Here is a 19349-nt window from a genome sequence, read left to right as displayed (position 1 = left end):
GCCTGTTCCGGCCTCTTCGCGGGGCAAGCCCGCTCCCACAGCAACCCCGCCAAGGCTGCAGGCGGTGCGATTTCTGTGGAAGCGGGCTTGACCCGCGAAGGGGGCGACTTGAGCGGTCAGGAAAACTCGAACGGTTCCAGGGCAAAGCCCTGTCCATCGACCTGCAAGGTCCAGCCCCGCCGGTCCCAATCCCCCAGCACGATGCGCCGTGCCGGTTGGCCATCGACCACCAGCTTGTGAATCGCCGGCCGGTGGGTATGGCCATGCACCAGCGTGCGCACACCGTGCGCTGCCATCACCTTCGGCACTTCCTCCGGCGTGACGTCGACGATCTCGGTGGCCTTCATGCGCGTCTGCTCACGGCTTTCACTGCGCAGTTTGCGCGCCAGTTTCTGCCGGGTGGCCAGCGGCAGATGCCGGAGGATCCACAGGCTCACCGGGTTGCGCAAATAGCGGCGCATCTTCATGTAGGCCAGGTCGCGGGTGCACAGGGTGTCGCCATGCATCAGCAATACCTGCTCACCGCCCAGTTCGATCACGCTCGGGTCGGCCAGCAGCGTGCAGCCGGCAGCCGTGCAGAATTCCTGGCCAATCAGGAAGTCGCGGTTGCCGTGCATCAGGTAGATCGCCGTGCCGCTGTCGCTGAGCTGGCGCAGGGCCTGGCAGATCGACTGCTGGAACGGGGTCATGGCATCGTCGCCGATCCACGCTTCGAAAAAGTCACCGAGGATGTACAACGCCTTGGCGTGACGGGCGCGGCCGTCGAGCAGATCAAGAAACGCCCGGGTAATGTCCGGGCGTTCTTCTTGCAAATGCAGATCGGAGATCAGCAGGATCACTCAATGATCTCGGCTTTCTCGATGATCACGTCGTCTTTCGGTACGTCCTGGTGGCCCGCTTTGGAGCCGGTGGCGACTTTCTCGATCGCGTCGACGATCTCACGGCCTTCGGTCACTTCGCCGAACACGGCGTAGCCCCAGCCCTGCACGTTCTTGCCGCTGTGGTTGAGGAAGTCGTTGTCGGAGGCGTTGATGAAGAACTGGGCCGAAGCGGAGTGCGGCTCCATGGTACGGGCCATGGCAATGCTGTACTTGGTGTTCTTCAGGCCGTTGTCAGCTTCGTTCTGGATGCTGGCGCGGGTCTTCTTCTGGCTCATGCCTGGCTCGAAGCCGCCGCCCTGGATCATGAAGCCCTTGATCACACGGTGGAACACGGTGCCGTTGTAGTGGCCATCCTTGACGTACTGAACGAAGTTTTCGGTGGTCAGCGGCGCTTTTTCGGCGTTCAGTTGCAGAACGATGTCGCCGTGGTTGGTGGTCAGTTTGACTTTGGACATGCTGAAATTCGCTCTTTCAAGGCATACGGGAAATTGGCTGCGCAGGACGCGTGTAGTCACCTGACGCAGGATCGGGCAACCGCGACACATGGCGCACAGCAACCATTTTGCACGGATCGCGATAAATCGCGCCAGTTTGTCGGTGCCCGGCTGTCAGCAGCTTGACTGCTTCGGCTATGATAGGCCCTTTGATTCAATCGGCCTACCCAGGCCGGACACGTGCATTCAAGGATCCTATGAGCAAGCCCACTGCCGACAACGCGCCCAACGCCGCTGCCAAAGGCGCCCCCGCTGTCCCTGCGAACTTCCTGCGGCCGATCATCCAGGCCGACCTGGACTCGGGCAAGCACAGCAGCATCGTCACCCGTTTCCCGCCGGAGCCCAACGGCTACCTGCATATCGGCCACGCCAAGTCGATCTGCGTCAACTTCGGCCTGGCCAAGGAGTTCGGCGGCGTCTGCCACCTGCGCTTCGACGACACCAACCCGGCCAAGGAAGACCAGGAGTACATCGACGCCATCCAGAGCGACGTCAAATGGCTGGGCTTCGACTGGGCCGGCGAGGTGCGCTATGCCTCCAACTACTTCGACCAGCTGCACGACTGGGCCGTTGAACTGATCAAGCGTGGCAAGGCCTATGTCTGCGACCTGACCCCTGATCAGGCCAAGGAATACCGCGGCAGCCTGACCGAGCCTGGCAAGAACAGCCCGTTCCGCGAGCGCGGCGTCGAGGAAAACCTCGACCTGTTCGCACGCATGAAGGCCGGCGAGTTCAAGGACGGCGAGCGCGTGCTGCGTGCCAAGATCGACATGGCCTCGCCAAACATGAACCTGCGCGACCCGATCCTGTACCGCATCCGCCATGCCCACCACCACCAGACCGGTGACAAGTGGTGCATCTACCCGAACTACGACTTCACCCACGGGCAATCGGACGCCATCGAAGGCATCACCCACTCGATCTGCACCCTCGAGTTCGAAGGCCACCGCCCGCTGTACGACTGGTTCCTCGACAACCTGCCGGTACCGGCGCACCCGCGCCAGTACGAGTTCAGCCGCCTGAACCTGAACTACACCATCACCTCCAAGCGCAAGCTCAAGCAGCTGGTCGACGAACAGCACGTCAGCGCCTGGGACGATCCACGCATGTCGACCCTGTCGGGCTTCCGCCGCCGCGGCTACACCCCGGCGTCGATCCGCAACTTCTGCGACATGATCGGCACCAACCGTTCCGACGGCGTGGTCGACATGTCGATGCTCGAGTTCAGCATCCGTGACGACCTCGACCGCACCGCGCCACGCGCCATGTGCGTGCTGCGCCCGCTGAAGGTGGTCATCACCAACTATCCGCAAGGCCAGGTCGAGCAGCTTGAACTGCCACGCCACCCGAAGGAAGACATGGGCGTGCGCGTGCTGCCGTTCGCCCGCGAGCTGTACATCGACCGCGACGACTTCATGGAAGAGCCGCCCAAGGGCTACAAGCGCCTTGAGCCTGCCGGTGAAGTGCGCCTGCGCGGCAGCTACGTGATCCGCGCCGACGAGGCGATCAAGGATGCCGACGGCAATATCGTCGAACTGCGCTGCTCCTACGACCCGGACACCCTGGGCAAGAACCCCGAAGGCCGCAAGGTCAAGGGTGTGATCCACTGGGTACCGGCCGAAGGCAGCGTCGAGTGCGAAGTACGCCTGTACGACCGCCTGTTCCGTTCCGCCAATCCGGAGAAGACCGAAGATGGCGGCAGCTTCCTCGACAACATCAACCCGAATTCGCTGCAAGTGTTGACGGGCTGCCGCGCCGAGCCGTCGCTGGGCCAGGCACAGCCTGAGGACCGCTTCCAGTTCGAGCGCGAAGGTTACTTCTGCGCCGACCTGAAGGACAGCCAGCCGGGTCGTCCGGTGTTCAACCGCACTGTCACCCTGCGTGACTCCTGGGGCAGCTAAGGAACCGCCGTGCTTACCATCTACAACACGCTGAGCAAGACCAAGGAAGCCTTCAAGCCGCTGGATGGCAACAAGGTGCGCATGTACGTGTGCGGCATGACCGTGTACGACTACTGCCACCTTGGCCACGGCCGCAGCATGGTGGCGTTCGACCTGGTAACCCGTTGGCTGCGTAAAAGCGGCTACGAGCTGACCTATGTGCGCAACATCACCGACATCGACGACAAGATCATCAATCGCGCCAACGAAAACGGCGAGGCGTTCGACGCCCTGACCGCGCGCATGATCGACGCGATGCATGAAGACGAGCGCCGTCTGAACATCCTCAAGCCGGACCTGGAGCCGCGTGCCACCGACCATATCGCCGGCATGCACGCGATGATCCAGACCCTGATCGACAAGGGCTACGCCTACGCGCCCGGCAACGGCGACGTGTACTACCGGGTCGGCAAGTTCGTCGGCTACGGCAAGCTTTCGCGCAAGAAGATCGAAGACCTGCGCATCGGTGCCCGCATCGAGGTCGACGAGGCCAAGCAGGATCCACTGGACTTCGTCTTGTGGAAAGGCGTCAAGCCGGGCGAGCCGTACTGGGATTCGCCGTGGGGCCCGGGCCGTCCGGGCTGGCACATCGAGTGCTCGGTGATGTCCACCTGCTGCCTGGGCGAGAGCTTCGACATCCACGGTGGCGGCAGCGACCTGGAGTTCCCGCACCACGAGAACGAGATCGCGCAGAGCGAGGCGGCCACCGGCAAGCAGTACGCCAATGCCTGGATGCACTGCGGCATGATCCGTATCAATGGCGAGAAGATGTCCAAGTCGTTGAACAACTTCTTCACCATCCGCGACGTGCTCGACAAGTACCACCCGGAAGTGGTGCGTTACCTGCTGGTGGCCAGCCACTACCGCAGTGCCATCAACTACTCCGAAGACAGCCTGCGCGATGCCAAGGGTGCCCTGGAGCGCTTCTACCACGCCCTGCGCGGCCTGCCGCGGGTGGCTGCCAAGGGTGGCGAAGCGTTCGTCGAGCGCTTCAGCGAGGCCATGAACGACGACTTCGGCACCCCGGAGGCATGCGCCGTGCTGTTCGACCTGGTGCGCGAGATCAACCGTCTGCGTGACAGCGATGTCGATGCGGCGGCAGGCCTGGCTGGTCGCCTGCGTGAACTGGGTGATGTGCTGGGTGTGTTGCAGCTGGAGGCCGATGACTTCCTGCGTGCCGGTGCCGAAGGCAAGGTCGATGCGGCTGAAGTGGAAGCCTTGATCCAGGCGCGCCTGCAGGCCCGTGCAGACAAGAACTGGGCTGAGTCCGACCGTATCCGTGACCAAATCACGGCCATGGGCGTGGTGCTGGAAGACAGCAAGGGCGCGACTACCTGGCGTCTGGCTGACTGATCAAGCAATTGGGGCTGCCTTGCAGCCCTTCGCGGGCAAGCCCGCCCCCACAGCGCATGCATTCACTGTGGGAGCGGGCTTGCCCGCGAAGGGCCGCAAAGCGGCCCCAGTCGTTATCTGGGCAACCCGGCCAACGGGCAGTGCAATACCAGTTTCGCCCCGCCCAGCTCGCTCTCGCCTATCTCCAGCCCGAACCCGTGCAGGTCAACGATCGCCGCAACGATCGACAACCCCAGCCCGAACCCGGAGTGGCGGTGGCCTTCCTCGCTGCGATAGAAACGCTTCAACACCGCAGCCCGTTCCTCTTCGGGAATCCCCGGCCCGCTGTCTTCGATGGCGATGTGCACGCCCAGCTCATCCTGAGTCGCCGTGATGGCAACCCGGCCGCCTTCGGGCGTGAACTTGATGCCATTGCCCACCAGGTTGGCCAGCGCTTCGAACAGCAGCTCGCGGTCACCATGCAGTGCCGGCAATTGCGCAGGCTGGTCAAGATTCAGGCGAATGCCGCCGTCCTCGGCCAGTGGCAGATAGAAGTCGTGCAGTTCCACCAGCAAATCGTGCGGGTCGAGCTGAACGAAACCGGCGCGACGTTGACGGTCTTCCAGCTCGCTGATTCGCAACAAACCGCGGAAACGCGCCATCAGCGTGTCGGTTTCGCCGATTGCCTGGTCCAGCGCCTCCGCTTGTGCTGAGTCGTGGGCGCTGTGCTGACGAATGCGGTACAGCTGCGCCCGCAGGCGGGTGAGGGGCGTGCGCAGGTCGTGGGCGATGTTGTCGCATACGCCTTTGACCTCATGCATCAGCCGTTCTATGCGGTCGAGCATGGCATTGACGATATCGGCCAGCATGTCCAGCTCGTCGCGGCGTGCCGACAGCGGCAAACGGTGAGTGAGGTCGCCGGCGACAATCAGCTCGGCCTGGGCCTGAATCGCACGAATGCGCTTGAGCGGGCGGCGGCGCAGCAGGTACCAACCGGCAAACCCCGGAATCAGGGTGAGCGAGATACCCCACAGCAACGCATGCAGGATGATGCGGGTAACCACGAACAGCGAGCCGTTGTCGCGGAACAGCACCAGCCAGCGGCCATCCTGCACCTTGATTGCCACGGCATCGCAGCTGTCACGTGGCATGTGCGGGTCGTCGGCGTCCAGGCAGCGCTTGAGTTCGTGCACCTTGCCGTCCAGGCCGAGGTCCGGCGGGATCGCACGGATGCGCCCACCCACCGGGTTGAGCTGGGCATCGAACAGGCCATAGGCATCGAAGCTGCGCTCTTCGAAGGCCTGGCTGGCGACCAGGGCGTCGTCCAGCTGCTTGCCGCTCATGTGCGCGAACAGGTGCTGGCGCTGCAGCATGGAGTGGCGGGTGAGCTTGTTCAGGTAACTGGAGACCTCGAAGTACAGCACCCCCATGAGGATGCTGCTCCAGGCCACGAACAGGAAACTGTACAGCGCCAACAGACGGCTGGTTGAAGAACTCCAACCCTTAGACGGGTTCAGCAATGGCATAGCCCGAGCCCCGTACCGTACGGATCAGCGGCGACTGGCCGGGGGAGTCGATCTTCTTGCGCAGGCGACCGATGTGCACGTCGATCAGGTTGGTGCCAGGGTCGAAGTGGTAACCCCAGACCTCCTCGAAGATCATCATCCGCGTGATCACCTGGCCGCTGTGGCGCATCAGGTATTCCAGCAGCTTGTACTCGGTGGGCAGCAGGTTGAGGGTATGCTCGCCGCGGCGGGCCTCGTGGCTGATCAGGTCGAGCTGCAGGTCGGCGACCTGCAGGCGGGTCTGGGTCATGGGCACGCTGTTGCGCCGCAGCAGCACTTCGACCCGCGCCGCCATCTCGTCGGAGGCGAACGGCTTGGTCAGGTAATCGTCGCCACCGGCGCGCAGGCCGCGTACGCGCTCATCCACGTCGGAGAGGGCGCTGATCATCAGGATCGGGGTGGCGATTTTTAGGTTGCGCAGGGTGGTGACGATCGTCAGGCCATCGACCTCGGGCAGCATACGGTCAACGGTGATCAGGTCGTAACCGCCGGCGATGGCCTTGGCCAGGCCTTCGCGGCCGTTGTCGGCCCAATCCACTTCCAGGCCGTGGCTGGAGAGTTCGGCGACGATTTCCTGGCCGGTGACGGCGTCGTCTTCGATGGTCAGTACGCGTGGCATGCTCGTTCCTGGGCGTCTAATGGAGACTTGATTGTGCCAAAGAATAGCCAAACGGCGATTTAAGAAAAATTCATCTACGCCGGGTAAAACAAAACGGGGCATGCCATTGTCTGGCATGCCCCGTCGATCAGCGTGGCGCGGCGGCTCAGGCGACCTTGACGATCCAGCCGGCAGGCGCTTCGACGTCGCCGCTCTGGATGCCGGTCAGCTCGTTGTAGAGCTTCTGAGTGACCGGGCCGACTTTTTCCAGGTCATGGAAAACGTGCAGCTTGCCGTTGTACTCGATGCCACCGATCGGGGTGATCACGGCGGCGGTGCCGCAGGCGCCGGCTTCGATGAAGCGGTCGAGCTTGTTGATCTCGACGTCGCCTTCGATCACGGTCAGGCCCAGGCGCGATTGCGCCAGTTCCATCAGCGACAGGCGGGTGATGCCTGGCAATACCGAGGCCGATTTCGGGGTGACGAATTCGTTGTTGGCGGTGATGCCGAAGAAGTTGGCCGAACCGACTTCCTCGATCTTGGTGTGGGTCAGCGGATCGAGGTAGATGGCGTCGGCGAAGTTGGCCTTCTTGGCTTCAGCACCGGGTTGCAGGCTGGCTGCGTAGTTGCCACCGACCTTGGCTGCGCCAGTGCCCTGAGGGGCGGCACGGTCGAAGCTGGAGATCTGGAAGTTGTGCGGCTTCATGCCGCCCTTGAAGTACGAGCCGACCGGGATGGCGAAGATCGAGAAAATGAACTCGGGGGCGGTGCGCACGCCGATGTTGTCGCCAGTGCCGATCACGAACGGGCGCAGGTACAGGGCACCTTTGCCGTGCGGCGGGACGAACTTCTCGTTGGCCTTGACCACTTGCTTGCACGCTTCGATGAACACATCGGTCGGCACCTGCGGCATCAGCAGGCGCGCGCAGCTGCGCTGCATGCGGGCGGCGTTCTGGTCGGGGCGGAACAGGTTGATCGAGCCGTCTTTGCAACGGTAGGCCTTGAGGCCTTCGAAGCACTGCTGGCCATAGTGCAGGGCGGTGGAGCCTTCACTGATGTGCAGCACGTTGTCTTCGGTCAGGGTGCCTTTGTCCCACTCACCATTGCGCCATACGGACAGGTAGCGCTTATCGGTCTTGATGTAGTCGAAACCCAGCTTGTCCCAGTTAATGCTTTCGTTACTCATGACACCCTCGATTGTCTTGCAAACACCCGATCGCTCGGGTTGCTGTTATATGCGCACCTCGCCACGATAATACATCCGTCGCGGATCGGGAACGGCCAGTCACGAATTGGCTGGGGCTTGCAGGGGTATGGCGGGGGATTTTCATTGCCAGTGAGATCGAGCGCCGCCCGCGCGGCGCATCGCGAGCTGCGCTCGCTCCTACGTTTGTTTCGGGCCAGTAATGCCTGTGACAGGCCCGCGCGACCGCCTTGTTGGTACGACGCGATATCGCACCATGCGCCAAGGCGTTCGCGCGCAAATCCCCCAGGAATGACTGGCCCGAAACAAACGTAGGAGCGAGCGCAGCTCGCGATGCGCCGCGCGGGCGGCGCTCGATCTCACAGGCGCTACAACTCTATCGGCTGGCCTCATCATCAATCTGCTGGCAGAAGCGCAACAGGTTGCCGAACGGATCGCGAATCTGCATCTGCAAGCCCCAGTCGACGCGCTCGGCCTGGGGGCGGGCATAGCCGTACTGCTTGTCCAGCAGTTCACGCTGCAGTGCCAGCAGGTCTTCGGTACGGGCGAACACGGTCGAGCCCGGGCAGGCGTCGCCGTGGTGCTCGCTCAAGTGCAGGATCAGCCCGTCACGGTGGATCTGCGCGTACAGCGGCAGGTCCGGGCTGAAACGGTGTTCCCAGTCGAGCTGGAAGCCCAGGAAGTCGAGGTAGAACTCCTTGGCCTTTTCCACCGAGAAGATGCGCAGGACCGGGATAGCGGGGGCGAGGGGCATGGCGGTTCCTTGGCCGGAGGCAAAGCACAGACTTTAGCGCAGCACCGAAACAGGGCCAAGTGCCGCCCCTGCAATGTGCGTTGCAAGCCTGTATGCCCCATGCCAGAGCCTTCCCCAGGAAGGTTTCATCTGCATTCACCTGCGTAGTTGGCCCGCAACCTGCTATATCCAGCCAGCGAAATTTGATCGAGTGGTCAGCCTGCCAGCGTCGCGCTGCATGGGCGCAGACCACTTGATCCGTCGGCAAGCCACGGAATTCAAGGGCTATAGGATGTTACTGGCAAAGCAGGTGGAAGAATCTGAACAAGATGCAGGATGGAGCGCCCACCTGCAGTTGCGCTTCGTCGAGCGCCATGGCGTGACTCGTCTTGGTGCGCGTCGGCATTTTGGCCCGCTTTTGGTGCAGCGCCCGTTCTATCCGGAGGGGGCACCGTGCCACGTCTATGTGCTGCACCCACCCGGCGGCATCGTCGCTGGCGACCGCCTGGAGCTGGACATCCACCTCGAGCCGGGCAGCCACGCGTTGCTGACCATGCCGGGCGCCAGCAAGTTCTACCGCAGCATCGGCCCCACCGCGCGGCTGGCCCAGCGCTTCCACCTGCAGGCCGGCAGCACCCTGGAATGGCTGCCCCAGGACAGCATTTTCTTCAACGGCGCGCGCGCCAGCCTCGACAGCCGCTTCACCCTCGAACCCGGCGCCAGGCTGCTGGCCTGGGAAACCCTGTGCCTGGGCCGGCCAGTGATGCACGAGCGCTTCGAGCAAGGCGCACTGGACAGCCGGCTGTGCATCGAGTTGCCCGGCGACCCCGGCCTGCACGAGCGCCTGCGCATCGCAGGCGGGCAACTGGCCAAGGTCGGTGGCCACCCACTGGTCGCCACCTTCTGCGCGGCGCCCGCGACCCCGGCTGTGCTGGAGCAGGTGCGCGCGCTGCTCGATGAACTCGACACCCCCGCAGGCGCGACCTTGCTCGGCTCGCTGCTGGTGATCCGCCTGCTCGATCACGACAACCAACACCTGCAACACACCCTGCAGCGCCTCTGGCATGCCCTGCGCCCGGCCGTTATCGGCCTGGCCGCGTGCCCGCCGCGCATCTGGGCCACTTGAGAGAGCGCCATGGAGCTGACCCCGAGAGAGAAAGACAAACTGCTGCTGTTCACTGCCGCGCTGCTGGCCGAACGGCGCCTGGCCCGTGGCCTGAAGCTCAACTACCCGGAGGCGGTGGCGCTGATCAGCGCTGCGGTGCTCGAAGGCGCCCGCGATGGCCGCACGGTGGCCGAGCTGATGAGCCTGGGCCGCGAAGTGATCGGCCGCGAGCAGGTCATGGAGGGCGTCGCCGAGATGCTGCATGACGTGCAGGTCGAAGCGACCTTCCCCGACGGCACCAAGCTGGTGACCGTGCACGACCCTATCGTCTGACCTGGAGCAGGAGCCCAGCATGATCCCAGGTGAAATTCAGGTCGCCGCCGGCGACATCGAACTTAACGTCGGCCGTGACACGGTGAGCGTCAGTGTGGCCAACCATGGCGACCGCCCGGTGCAGGTCGGTTCGCACTACCACTTCTACGAGGTCAACGATGCGCTGGTGTTCGAGCGTGAACCGACCCGTGGTTTTCGCCTCGATATCCCCGCCGGTACTGCCGTGCGCTTCGAGCCGGGCCAGTCGCGTACCGTGCATCTGGTGGCCTATGCCGGCAAGCGTGAGGTGCATGGCTTCCAGGGCAAGGTGATGGGTGCGCTGGAGGGCAGGGCATGAGCCGTATTTCCCGTCGGGCCTACGCCGACATGTTCGGCCCCACTGTCGGCGACCGCGTGCGCCTGGCTGACACCGCGCTGTGGGTGGAGGTCGAGAAGGACTTCACCGTCTATGGCGAAGAGGTCAAGTTTGGTGGCGGCAAGGTCATCCGCGACGGCATGGGCCAGGGCCAGATGCTCGCTGCCGAGGCCATGGACCTGGTGCTGACCAATGCCCTGATCATCGATCATTGGGGCATCGTCAAAGCCGATATCGGCGTCAAGCACGGGCGCATCGCGGTCATCGGCAAGGCCGGCAACCCCGACGTGCAACCAGGCGTGAACGTACCGGTCGGCCCGGGTACCGAAGTGATCGCGGCCGAGGGCAAGATCGTCACCGCCGGTGGCATCGACTCGCATATCCACTTCATCTGCCCGCAGCAGGTGGAAGAAGCGCTGACCAGCGGCGTCACCACCTTCATTGGCGGCGGCACCGGCCCGGCCACCGGCACCAATGCCACCACCTGCACACCAGGGCCCTGGTACCTGGCACGGATGCTCCAGGCCGCCGATTGCTTGCCGATCAACATCGGCCTGCTGGGCAAGGGCAACGCCTCGCGCCCCGAAGCGCTGCGCGAGCAGATCGCCGCCGGCGCCGTGGGCCTCAAGCTGCACGAAGACTGGGGTTCGACCCCGGCCGCCATCGATTGCTGCCTGGGCGTGGCCGAAGAGATGGACATCCAGGTGGCGATCCATACCGACACCCTGAACGAGTCGGGCTGCATCGAAGACACCCTGGCCGCCATCGGCGACCGCACCATCCACACCTTCCATACCGAAGGGGCCGGCGGTGGCCACGCGCCAGACATCATCCGTGCGGCAGGGCAGGCCAACGTGCTGCCGTCCTCGACCAACCCGACCCTGCCTTACACGGTCAACACCGTCGACGAGCACCTGGACATGCTCATGGTCTGCCACCACCTGGACCCGAGCATTGCCGAGGACGTGGCCTTCGCCGAGTCACGCATCCGTCGCGAGACCATTGCCGCCGAGGACATCCTCCACGACATGGGCGCCTTTGCCATGACCTCGTCCGATTCCCAGGCCATGGGCCGGGTCGGCGAAGTGGTGTTGCGCACCTGGCAGGTGGCGCACCAGATGAAGCTGCGCCGCGGCCCACTGGCGCCTGACACCGACTACAGCGACAACTTCCGGGTCAAGCGCTACATCGCCAAGTACACCATCAACCCGGCGCTGACCCATGGTATCGCCCATGAAGTCGGGTCGGTCGAGGTGGGCAAGCTGGCCGACCTGGTGCTGTGGTCGCCGGCCTTCTTCGCAGTCAAACCGGCACTGGTGATCAAGGGCGGGATGATCGCCACAGCGCCAATGGGCGACATCAACGGCTCGATCCCGACCCCGCAGCCGGTGCACTACCGGCCAATGTTCGGCGCCATGGGCGCAGCCCGCCACGCCACGCGCATGACCTTCCTGCCCCAGGCCGCCATGGACCGTGGCCTGCACCAGGAACTGGGGCTGCAGAGCCTGATCGGCGTGGCGCACGGCTGCCGCCGGGTGCGCAAGGCCGATATGGTCCACAACACCTTGCAGCCAGTGATCGAAGTCGATTCGCAGACCTACCAGGTGCGCGCCGACGGCGAGTTGCTGGTGTGCGAACCGGCCAGCGAACTGCCGCTGGCCCAGCGTTATTTCCTGTTTTGAAGGAGTGAAGATGATTGTCCTGACCCGCCGGATCGAGGCCTGTGACAGCGTCACCGGGAGCGTGACCCTGGACGTCGACAGCCGTATCAAGAGCCGCCTGCGCGTGACCCTCGATGATGGCCGCGAAGCCGGCCTGATGCTCGAACGTGGCCACCTGTTGCGTGGTGGCGAGTTGCTCGCCGATGCCTCGGGAACCCAGGTGATCCGCGTACTGGCTGCACCTGAAACGGTATCGACCGTGCGTTGTGCCGACCCGCACCTGCTGGCCCGCGCCGCCTATCACCTGGGCAACCGCCACGTCCCCCTGCAGATCGACCCGGGCCTGCTGCGCTACCAGCATGACCATGTACTCGACGACATGCTGCGCGGCCTGGGCCTGACGGTGGAAACCGAGCAGGCGCCGTTCGAGCCGGAAGCCGGTGCCTACCAGAGCGCACCACACGGCCACAGCCACGGCAACGACCATCCGTTCGTACGCCTGCCAGCGCATTCCTGAATCCCTCATCTTAGGAGCCCACAATGAGAAAGATTTTCGCCCTTGCCCTGCTGATGGTCGCACTGCCAGCCTTCGCCCACCCGGGTCACGACGGCAACCCGTTGCACGACGGCCTGCTGCACCCGCTGACTGGTCTCGACCACCTGCTGATGCTGCTGGGCACCGGTGTGCTGGCCGCGCTGACCCGGCGCAACCTGACCTTGCCGCTGGCCACCCTGGCCTCGATGTTCGCCGGTGCCGTGTTCGGCCACCTGTTCGGCGATGTGCTGGGCATGGAAACCCTGATCGCCGTGTCGGTGCTGGTGGCCGCCGCCGCCGTGCTGCTGCCGAGTCGCCAGATGCTGCTGGCCCTGGCCATGCCGGTGTTTGCCCTGTTCCACGGCTGGGCTCATGGCGTCGAGGCCACGCCGAGCGCCTTCTGGATGTTCAGCGCCGGCTTCGTCACCGTCAGCGGCCTGCTGCTGGCAGTCGGCTTCGGCGTTGGTTGCCTGCTGCGCCGCCACAGCCGCCTGCAGAAAGCTTTCGGTGGCGGCATGCTGGCCGGTGCCGCCCTGGTGCTGGTCGGTTGATGAACAGCGACCTGGCACTGCTGCGCCTGCTGCAGCTGGCCAGCCCCGGCCTGCCGGTGGGTGGCTTCACCTACTCGCAAGGGTTGGAGTGGGCCGTCGAGGCGGGTTGGGTGCGTGATACCGCCAGCTTCAGCGCCTGGCAACGCGAACAGTTGCACGACACCCTGGCGTGTCTGGACTGGCCCGTGCTGGCGCGCCTGTACCGTGCCTGTGAGCTGGGCGATGCGGCAGCCTTCGCACACTGGAGCAGCTTCCTGCTGGCCAATCGCGAAACGGCCGAACTGCGCCTGGAAGAACAGCAGCGCGGCTCGGCCTTGGCACGTCTGCTCGATGGCTGGCAGCTGGGCCAGGACCCGGCCTGGCGCGCCAGCCTCGAACTCAGCCAGCTCGGCGGCATGGCCTGGCTCGCCGTGCACTGGCAGATTCCGCTGCCTCAACTTGCCCTTGGGCACGCCTTCGCCTGGCTCGAGGGTGCGGTGATGGCCGGGGTCAAGCTGGTGCCGTTCGGCCAGCAGGCGGCGCAGACCCTGCTGCGCGACCTGGGCGCAGAACTGCCCGGCGTGCTGGATCAGGCCCTGGCATTGGCCGATGACCAGCTCGGCGGTGGCCTGCCGCTGCTGGCAATCGCTTCTTCGCGTCACGAAACCCAATACACCCGTTTATTCCGTTCCTGAGGACTGCCAACATGCAAAGCTATCAGCAACCCCTGCGCGTCGGTGTCGGCGGCCCGGTCGGCTCTGGCAAGACCGCGCTGCTCGAATGCCTGTGCAAGGCCATGCGCGATCATTACCAGATCGCCGTGGTGACCAATGACATCTACACCAAGGAAGACCAACGCATCCTCACCGAGGCCGGTGCCCTGGAACCTGAGCGTATCGTCGGCGTCGAGACCGGTGGCTGCCCGCACACTGCCATCCGCGAGGACGCCTCGATGAACCTGGCTGCCGTCGAAGCGCTGGCGCGCAAGTTCGGCAACCTCGAAGTGATCTTCGTCGAAAGCGGTGGCGACAACCTCAGCGCCACCTTCAGCCCGGAGCTGGCCGACCTGACCATCTATGTTATCGACGTGGCCGAGGGCGAGAAGATCCCGCGCAAGGGCGGCCCTGGCATCACCAAGTCGGACTTCCTGGTGATCAACAAGACCGACCTGGCGCCCTACGTGGGAGCCTCGCTGGAAGTGATGGAGCGTGATACCCAGCGTATGCGCCCGCAGCGCCCGTGGACCTTCAGCAACCTGAAGAAGGGCGAAGGCCTGCAGGCGGTGATCGACTTCATCGTCGAGCGAGGGATGCTGGGTGTGAGGGGCTGAAGTCCAGCACCTCGACGCGGTTGCGGCCATTCTGCTTGGCCTTGTACAGCATCTCGTCGGCCTGTTTGAGCAGGGTTTCGGCCAGCTCGGTGTCGGGCTGGCGGCAGGCCACGCCGACCGACAGGGTGAGCGTGCCGCAGTGGGGCGTGTCGGCCTGTTCGACCGCCTCACGGATGCGCTCGGCAATACGCCGGGCATCGGCCAGGGTGGTGTCCGGCAACAGCATGGTCAACTCTTCGCCACCGACCCGGCAGGGCAGGTCATGCTGGCGGGAATTCTGCCGTAGCAGTTCGCTCAGGTGCTTGAGCACGTCATCGCCGGCATCATGGCCGTAGGTGTCGTTGACCCGCTTGAAGAAGTCGATGTCCACGGCCAGCACGGCGAATGCCCGTTCGCCGTCCATCAAGCTATCCAGTGCCAGGTGCAGCGCCCGGCGGTTGGCCAGGCCGGTGAGGGCATCGCTCTGGGCTTCCTGGCGCAGCTTGCCGAATTTTTCCTGCAACAGCCGTTCGGCGGTGAGCAGGGCGCGGCGGATGGCGGCGGCCTCCACGTACCACGCGTCGATGTTGCGCAGTTCATCGGCAGTCTCTTTGGCCGAAAGGTGCGTGGCGCCATGTGCCAGCTGGCGCAGTGGCTTGATCAGCCAGTAGGACATCCACAGCATCAGCAGAAAACCGATCAGGCTGGCCGGCAGAATGTACAGCAGCACCTTGCGCATCAACTCATGCAAGGGCGCCAGGGCCAGCTCACGGGGTTGCTGGGCGACCACGGCCCAGTGCGCATCAGGCACCGGGGCGAAGCCGGCGAGCATGGGGATGCCGATGTAGTTGGGCGCATCCAGGTTACCGGTCTCTCCGCGCAAGGCCGCTGCGATGGTCGGGCTGCCTGTGGCCAGGGTGCCGATGCGCTCTGGGTCGGGGTGGTAGAGCAGGCGTTCGTTGGCATCGGCGACGAAGGCGAAGGTGCCGTCAAGCTGGTAATGCCGGGCGATTACCGCGTTCAGTGCGCTTTCCTTCTTGAGGAACACCGAGCCACCCACGATACCGAGGTATTGCCCGTCGGTGGCGAAGATCGGTTCGGACATGAACACCACCAGGTCACCACTGCGCGACGTGTAGGCGGCGCTGACCAGCGGTTTGCGGGCATCGACGGCCTCTCGGATTTCCAGTGAATGCCGGTGGTGGCTGGCAATCTGGTGGGTATAGGGGTAAGCCTCAAGCACCTGGCCCTTGGCGTTGACGATGATGATGGAGTTGAAGTCCAGATCCTGAGCCTGCAGGCGCTTGGCTTCGGCGTGCAGCAAAGCCGGGTCGTCCAGGCCGCCGGCAAGCTGCCAGGCGCTGTAGGTCAGGTGGCTGCGGGCCGAGCGCAGGAACTCGGTGATGCTCGAAGCCACCTTGCTGGCATAGGCCTGATTGGCCTGCAGGGAAAAGTGCACCAGGGTGTCGAGCTGCAACCGATAGGCGACATACAGCACATTGCCCAGGGTCGCCAGGCACGCCAGCACGACGATACCGAGCACCAGAGTTCGCAGGTCGATCATGGGCAAGCGCTTGGGCATGGCGGGCCTGTCTGGCAAGGGCGACGGGCTCAAGTATGGCCGGTTTCTGCCCGGCTGCTGCCCAAGCGCCGCCGTGGTCCTGCGGGCGGCACCTGGCGGGCGGATCACTCATGGCAGCAATGGGGTTTGCCGGGCTGGCCGTGGTAGCGATCGTGATGCCGGACCCAGTCCATGGTCCCGGCCTCGTTGCGCCCCAGCGGGGCGATGTCGAGGAAGTTGTAGGTGTTGACCAGGATGTCCAGGCCGCGGGCGTAGGTGGAGTAGGTATGGTAGAGCGTGCCATCCGGGTCTTTGTAGAAGGCGCTCAGGCCCGGTAGCTCGGCTTCGTTGCCGGTGTACGGCTCATAGTTGTACTGGCGTTGGCCTTCGCTGCCGACGCTGACGCCGAAGTCCTCGTTGAAACCGCTGCCGTGTGATGACAACCAGGGGAAGCGCCAGCCCATGCGCTGGCGGAACGCCTGGAACTCGCGATAGGGCGCGCGCGACACGGCGACCAGCGAGACATCGTGATGGGCCAGGTGCAGGTTGGCGCCATCGAAATGATCGGCAAGGAACGAGCAGCCAGGGCAGCCTTCGCTCCAGCCCTCGGCAAACATGAAGTGATAGACCAGCAGCTGGCTGCGACCGGCGAACAGGTCGGCCAGGCTCAGCTCGCCGTCCGGGCCCTGAAAGCGGTAGGGCTGTTCGACCTTGACCCAGGGCAGGGCGCGGCGGGCGGCAGCCAGCTCATCGCGTTGGTGGGTGAAGGCCTTTTCGTGCAGCCATAGCTGGCGGCGAGCGGCCAGCCATTGGGCGCGTGAGGCGACCGGGTGTTTCTGATCGGGGGGGCTCATGGTGCTGACTCCGCAGGGGGTTCAGCTAGTGGTCGATTTGACGATAAGGGAATCGACAGCCCTGGTGGATGGGCGATGAGCGGTCTGAGGTGCCTGGCTGGAGATGTCTGGTGCCAGTGAGATCGAGCGCCGCCCGCGCGGCGCATCGCGAGCTGCGCTCGCTCGTTTGTTTCGGGCCAGTAACGCCTGTGACAGGCGCGCGCGACCGCCTTGTTGGTACGACGCGATACCGAGTCAGGCGCCAAGGCGTTCGCGCGCAAATCCCCCAGGAATAATTGGTCCGAAACAAACGTAGGAGCGAGCGCAGCTCGCGATGCGCCGCGCGGGCGGCGCTCGATTTGTGCCCCAATCAATAACTCAAGGCGAGCACAGGGTCTCGATCAACGCCCAAAGCGCTGGATCATTGAAATCCTTCACCACCAGTTTCGCCCCGGCAGCCATCAACCGTTCCGGTGTCTGGGTGGTGGCCACCCCCACGGTAAAGATTCCGGCCCCACTCGCCGCGGCCACCCCCGGCAATGAATCCTCGAACGCCAGCGCCTCAGCGGCCACTGCTTCGAGGCGCTGCAGCCCGGTCAGATAGGGCAGCGGATCCGGCTTGGGCCGCTCCAGCTCCTCGGCCACCAGCACATGCTCGAAGCGCTCCCCAAGCCCCATGGCGGTGAGCATGTGCTCGGCATTCAGCCGCGGCGCATTGGTCACCACGCACATGCCGATATCCCAGGCCCGCGCATGGTCCATCAGGCGCAGCAGGCCGGGCATGGGCTGCAGCACGGGTGACAGCTCACGGAACAGCGCTTCCTTGCGGTCGGCCAGCGCCTGGCGCTCGGTGGTATCGGCAAGTGGAAACAAATCGGCAAACAGTTCGCCATTGGCCCGGCCGCTGACCTGGGCATCGAATTGTTCCTGGGTCAGCTCGCGGCCGTCATAGTCATGAAGCAGTTGGCGGAAGGCCTGCAAATGCAGGGTGTCGGTGTCGGTCAAGGTTCCATCGAGATCGAACAGCAGGGCAGTCAGCATCAGGTATCCAGGAATTCAAAAAAACAAACGCCCGGGGATGATAACCAAACCTGACGACAAAGGGGGCTGTTCAGTGTGCGCCAAAAAGAGTACAAATGTGCTCCATGGACAATCTCACCCCAAAACGCCGTGCAATCCTCGAATTCATTCGCGAGCGCATTGCCGACCACGGCCAGCCACCGAGCCTGGCCGATATCGCCAGCCGCTTCGGTTTCGCTTCGCGTAGCGTTGCGCGCAAGCACATCACCGCGTTGTGCCAGGCCGGCTATATCGACGTCACGCCCAACCAGGCGCGGGGCATTCGCCTGGCCGAGCCCCTGCGCCGTCCGGAAATCCTCGAAATTCCCGTACTGGGGCAGGTGGCAGCCGGTGCGCCGATCGGCCCGGACCTGGGCATTCACGAGCAATTGCTGCTCGACCCCAGCCTGTTCCGCCGCACACCGGACTACCTGCTCAAGGTGCGCGGTGATTCGATGATCGACGATGGCATATTCGACGGAGACCTGGTCGGCATCCGCCAGCAGGGCGAGGCGCGTGATGGCCAGATCGTGGTCGCGCGCCTGGACGGCGAGGTCACCATCAAACGCCTGCAGCGTCAGCCGGGTGGTTACCGGCTGTTGCCGCGCAACCCGGCCTATGCGCCGATCGACGTGGGGCCTGAGCGCGAGTTCTTCATAGAAGGCGTGTTTTGTGGCCTGTTGAGGCGTGACTGATGGGCGCGGTGGTCGATCTCGATCGGCTGCTCGACCAACGCCAGGTCTGGCGCGGGCGGCAGGGCCAGGCGCGCCCGGCCGGTTTGCAGCCCACGGGGCATGCGATGCTCGACCAACGCCTGCCGGATGGCGGCTGGCCGGCCGCAGCCCTCAGCGAGTTGCTGCTGGCCAGCCCAGGCTGTGGCGAGTTGCAACTGCTCTGGCCATCGCTGTCACGCCTGACCGCTGAAGGCGGGCGGGTGGTGCTGGTGGCGCCGCCGTTCATTCCCTATGCGCCGGCCTGGCAGGCTGCGGGTGTGGACCTGCGCTGGCTGGTGCAGGTCGATGCCGGGCAGGCCGATGCCCTGTGGGCGGCCGAACAATGCTTGCGCTCCGGCAGTTGCGCGGCGGTGCTGTGCTGGCCGGAGCGTGCCGATGACCGCGCCCTGCGCCGCCTGCAGGTGGCCGCCGAGACCGGGCAGGCATTGGCCTTCGCCTGTCGGCCACAACAGGCTGCGCACAACCCGTCGCCCGCCGCGCTGCGTATTGCCGTGGATACGCGTCCGGCGCAATGGCGCGTACTCAAGTGCCGTGGCGGTATGCCGCCGTCCATGCCAATCGCCTGCCCAGGGCGGGGCTGATGCACC

At 64.6% G+C, this 19349-nt stretch carries 21 protein-coding genes; 12 read left to right on the top strand and 9 right to left on the bottom strand.

The genetic code is table 11. From position 1 onward, the window contains the following. Window positions 1-116: 116 nt before the first annotated feature. Together lpxH and OCX61_RS15405 are read right to left on the bottom strand one after the other, a co-directional pair. The gene (gene lpxH, locus OCX61_RS15410) at window positions 117-839 is read right to left on the bottom strand and encodes a UDP-2,3-diacylglucosamine diphosphatase (RefSeq protein WP_261940277.1); all 723 of its coding nucleotides are present in this window, start codon (window positions 837-839) and stop codon (window positions 117-119) included. Next, on the bottom strand, window positions 836-1336 hold the full coding sequence (locus OCX61_RS15405) for a peptidylprolyl isomerase (protein ID WP_261940276.1): 501 nt from the start codon (window positions 1334-1336) through the stop codon (window positions 836-838). Before OCX61_RS15405 ends, lpxH begins: the two co-directional genes overlap by 4 nt. A 236-nt stretch (window positions 1337-1572) precedes the next feature. Here OCX61_RS15405 and OCX61_RS15400 point away from each other — a divergent pair, with 236 nt between their 5' ends. Next, window positions 1573-3276 (top strand): glutamine--tRNA ligase/YqeY domain fusion protein, encoded by a 1704-nt coding sequence (locus tag OCX61_RS15400; protein WP_261940275.1) that lies wholly within the window; start codon window positions 1573-1575, stop codon window positions 3274-3276. Between the two features lie 9 nt (window positions 3277-3285). Next, a complete protein-coding gene (gene cysS / locus OCX61_RS15395) occupies window positions 3286-4668 on the top strand; it encodes a cysteine--tRNA ligase (protein WP_261940274.1) in 1383 nt (460 codons plus the stop codon). A 113-nt stretch (window positions 4669-4781) separates the two neighbouring features. Here the strand turns inward: cysS and OCX61_RS15390 are convergent, their stop codons facing one another. The 4 genes from OCX61_RS15390 to OCX61_RS15375 form a co-directional block, all read right to left on the bottom strand. Then, window positions 4782-6173, bottom strand: a complete 1392-nt coding sequence (locus OCX61_RS15390) for a sensor histidine kinase (protein ID WP_261940273.1) — start codon at window positions 6171-6173, stop codon at window positions 4782-4784. Further along, window positions 6151-6831, bottom strand: coding sequence for a response regulator transcription factor (locus OCX61_RS15385; RefSeq protein WP_085677062.1), 681 nt, complete (start codon window positions 6829-6831; stop codon window positions 6151-6153). The genes OCX61_RS15390 and OCX61_RS15385 overlap by 23 nt, the downstream gene beginning before the upstream one ends. Window positions 6832-6976: 145 nt before the next feature. Beyond that, window positions 6977-7996 (bottom strand): branched-chain amino acid aminotransferase, encoded by a 1020-nt coding sequence (locus OCX61_RS15380; RefSeq protein ID WP_013972500.1) that lies wholly within the window; start codon window positions 7994-7996, stop codon window positions 6977-6979. 394 nt (window positions 7997-8390) lie between these two features. After that, window positions 8391-8768, bottom strand: a complete 378-nt coding sequence (locus OCX61_RS15375; protein ID WP_261940272.1) for a glyoxalase superfamily protein — start codon at window positions 8766-8768, stop codon at window positions 8391-8393. Between the two features lie 271 nt (window positions 8769-9039). Between OCX61_RS15375 and OCX61_RS15370 the strand changes: the two genes are divergently transcribed. From OCX61_RS15370 to ureG, 8 genes are read left to right on the top strand one after another with little or no spacing between them, the layout of a single operon-like run. Then, window positions 9040-9873: an urease accessory protein UreD gene (locus OCX61_RS15370; RefSeq protein ID WP_261940271.1), complete on the top strand. Its 834-nt coding sequence runs from the start codon at window positions 9040-9042 to the stop codon at window positions 9871-9873. A gap of 9 nt (window positions 9874-9882) precedes the next feature. Beyond that, the gene (locus OCX61_RS15365) at window positions 9883-10185 is read left to right on the top strand and encodes an urease subunit gamma (RefSeq protein WP_027916767.1); all 303 of its coding nucleotides are present in this window, start codon (window positions 9883-9885) and stop codon (window positions 10183-10185) included. 19 nt (window positions 10186-10204) lie between these two features. Further along, window positions 10205-10522, top strand: a complete 318-nt coding sequence (locus OCX61_RS15360; RefSeq protein WP_261940270.1) for an urease subunit beta — start codon at window positions 10205-10207, stop codon at window positions 10520-10522. Further along, complete coding sequence (gene ureC, locus OCX61_RS15355; RefSeq protein WP_261940269.1) at window positions 10519-12222, top strand: urease subunit alpha; 1704 nt, start codon at window positions 10519-10521, stop codon at window positions 12220-12222. The genes OCX61_RS15360 and ureC overlap by 4 nt, the downstream gene beginning before the upstream one ends. A 10-nt stretch (window positions 12223-12232) precedes the next feature. Then, window positions 12233-12718: an urease accessory protein UreE gene (gene ureE / locus OCX61_RS15350; RefSeq protein WP_261940268.1), complete on the top strand. Its 486-nt coding sequence runs from the start codon at window positions 12233-12235 to the stop codon at window positions 12716-12718. Between the two features lie 23 nt (window positions 12719-12741). Beyond that, window positions 12742-13287 carry a HupE/UreJ family protein gene (locus OCX61_RS15345; RefSeq protein ID WP_261940267.1) on the top strand — a complete coding sequence of 182 codons (546 nt, stop codon included), beginning with the start codon at window positions 12742-12744 and terminating at the stop codon, window positions 13285-13287. Beyond that, on the top strand, window positions 13287-13961 hold the full coding sequence (locus OCX61_RS15340) for an urease accessory protein UreF (protein WP_261940266.1): 675 nt from the start codon (window positions 13287-13289) through the stop codon (window positions 13959-13961). The genes OCX61_RS15345 and OCX61_RS15340 overlap by 1 nt, the downstream gene beginning before the upstream one ends. 11 nt (window positions 13962-13972) lie before the next feature. Further along, complete coding sequence (gene ureG, locus OCX61_RS15335; protein ID WP_027916761.1) at window positions 13973-14596, top strand: urease accessory protein UreG; 624 nt, start codon at window positions 13973-13975, stop codon at window positions 14594-14596. Here ureG and OCX61_RS15330 read toward each other — a convergent pair. The 3 genes from OCX61_RS15330 to OCX61_RS15320 all read right to left on the bottom strand — a co-directional run bounded on the left by OCX61_RS15330 (window position 14559) and on the right by OCX61_RS15320 (window position 18010). After that, window positions 14559-16139: a sensor domain-containing diguanylate cyclase gene (locus OCX61_RS15330; RefSeq protein ID WP_261940265.1), complete on the bottom strand. Its 1581-nt coding sequence runs from the start codon at window positions 16137-16139 to the stop codon at window positions 14559-14561. The two genes, ureG and OCX61_RS15330, sit on opposite strands and share 38 nt — an antisense overlap. Before the next feature lie 122 nt (window positions 16140-16261). Next, the gene (locus OCX61_RS15325; protein ID WP_261940264.1) at window positions 16262-16990 is read right to left on the bottom strand and encodes a DUF899 domain-containing protein; all 729 of its coding nucleotides are present in this window, start codon (window positions 16988-16990) and stop codon (window positions 16262-16264) included. Between the two features lie 357 nt (window positions 16991-17347). Beyond that, entirely contained in the window at window positions 17348-18010 is a 663-nt protein-coding gene (locus OCX61_RS15320) for an HAD family hydrolase (RefSeq protein ID WP_261940263.1), read from the bottom strand. Window positions 18011-18114: 104 nt separating this feature from the next. Here OCX61_RS15320 and lexA point away from each other — a divergent pair, with 104 nt between their 5' ends. Together lexA and imuA are read left to right on the top strand one after the other, a co-directional pair. Beyond that, complete coding sequence (lexA, locus tag OCX61_RS15315) at window positions 18115-18723, top strand: transcriptional repressor LexA (protein WP_510177787.1); 609 nt, start codon at window positions 18115-18117, stop codon at window positions 18721-18723. Continuing rightward, window positions 18723-19343: a translesion DNA synthesis-associated protein ImuA gene (gene imuA, locus OCX61_RS15310; RefSeq protein ID WP_261940261.1), complete on the top strand. Its 621-nt coding sequence runs from the start codon at window positions 18723-18725 to the stop codon at window positions 19341-19343. The genes lexA and imuA overlap by 1 nt, the downstream gene beginning before the upstream one ends. Window positions 19344-19349 lie beyond the last annotated feature (6 nt).

Origin of the sequence: Pseudomonas sp. LRP2-20 (assembly GCF_024349685.1) — a bacterium.
Classification (GTDB): Bacteria; Pseudomonadota; Gammaproteobacteria; order Pseudomonadales; family Pseudomonadaceae; genus Aquipseudomonas.
This window is presented reverse-complemented; position numbering and strand designations above follow the sequence as displayed.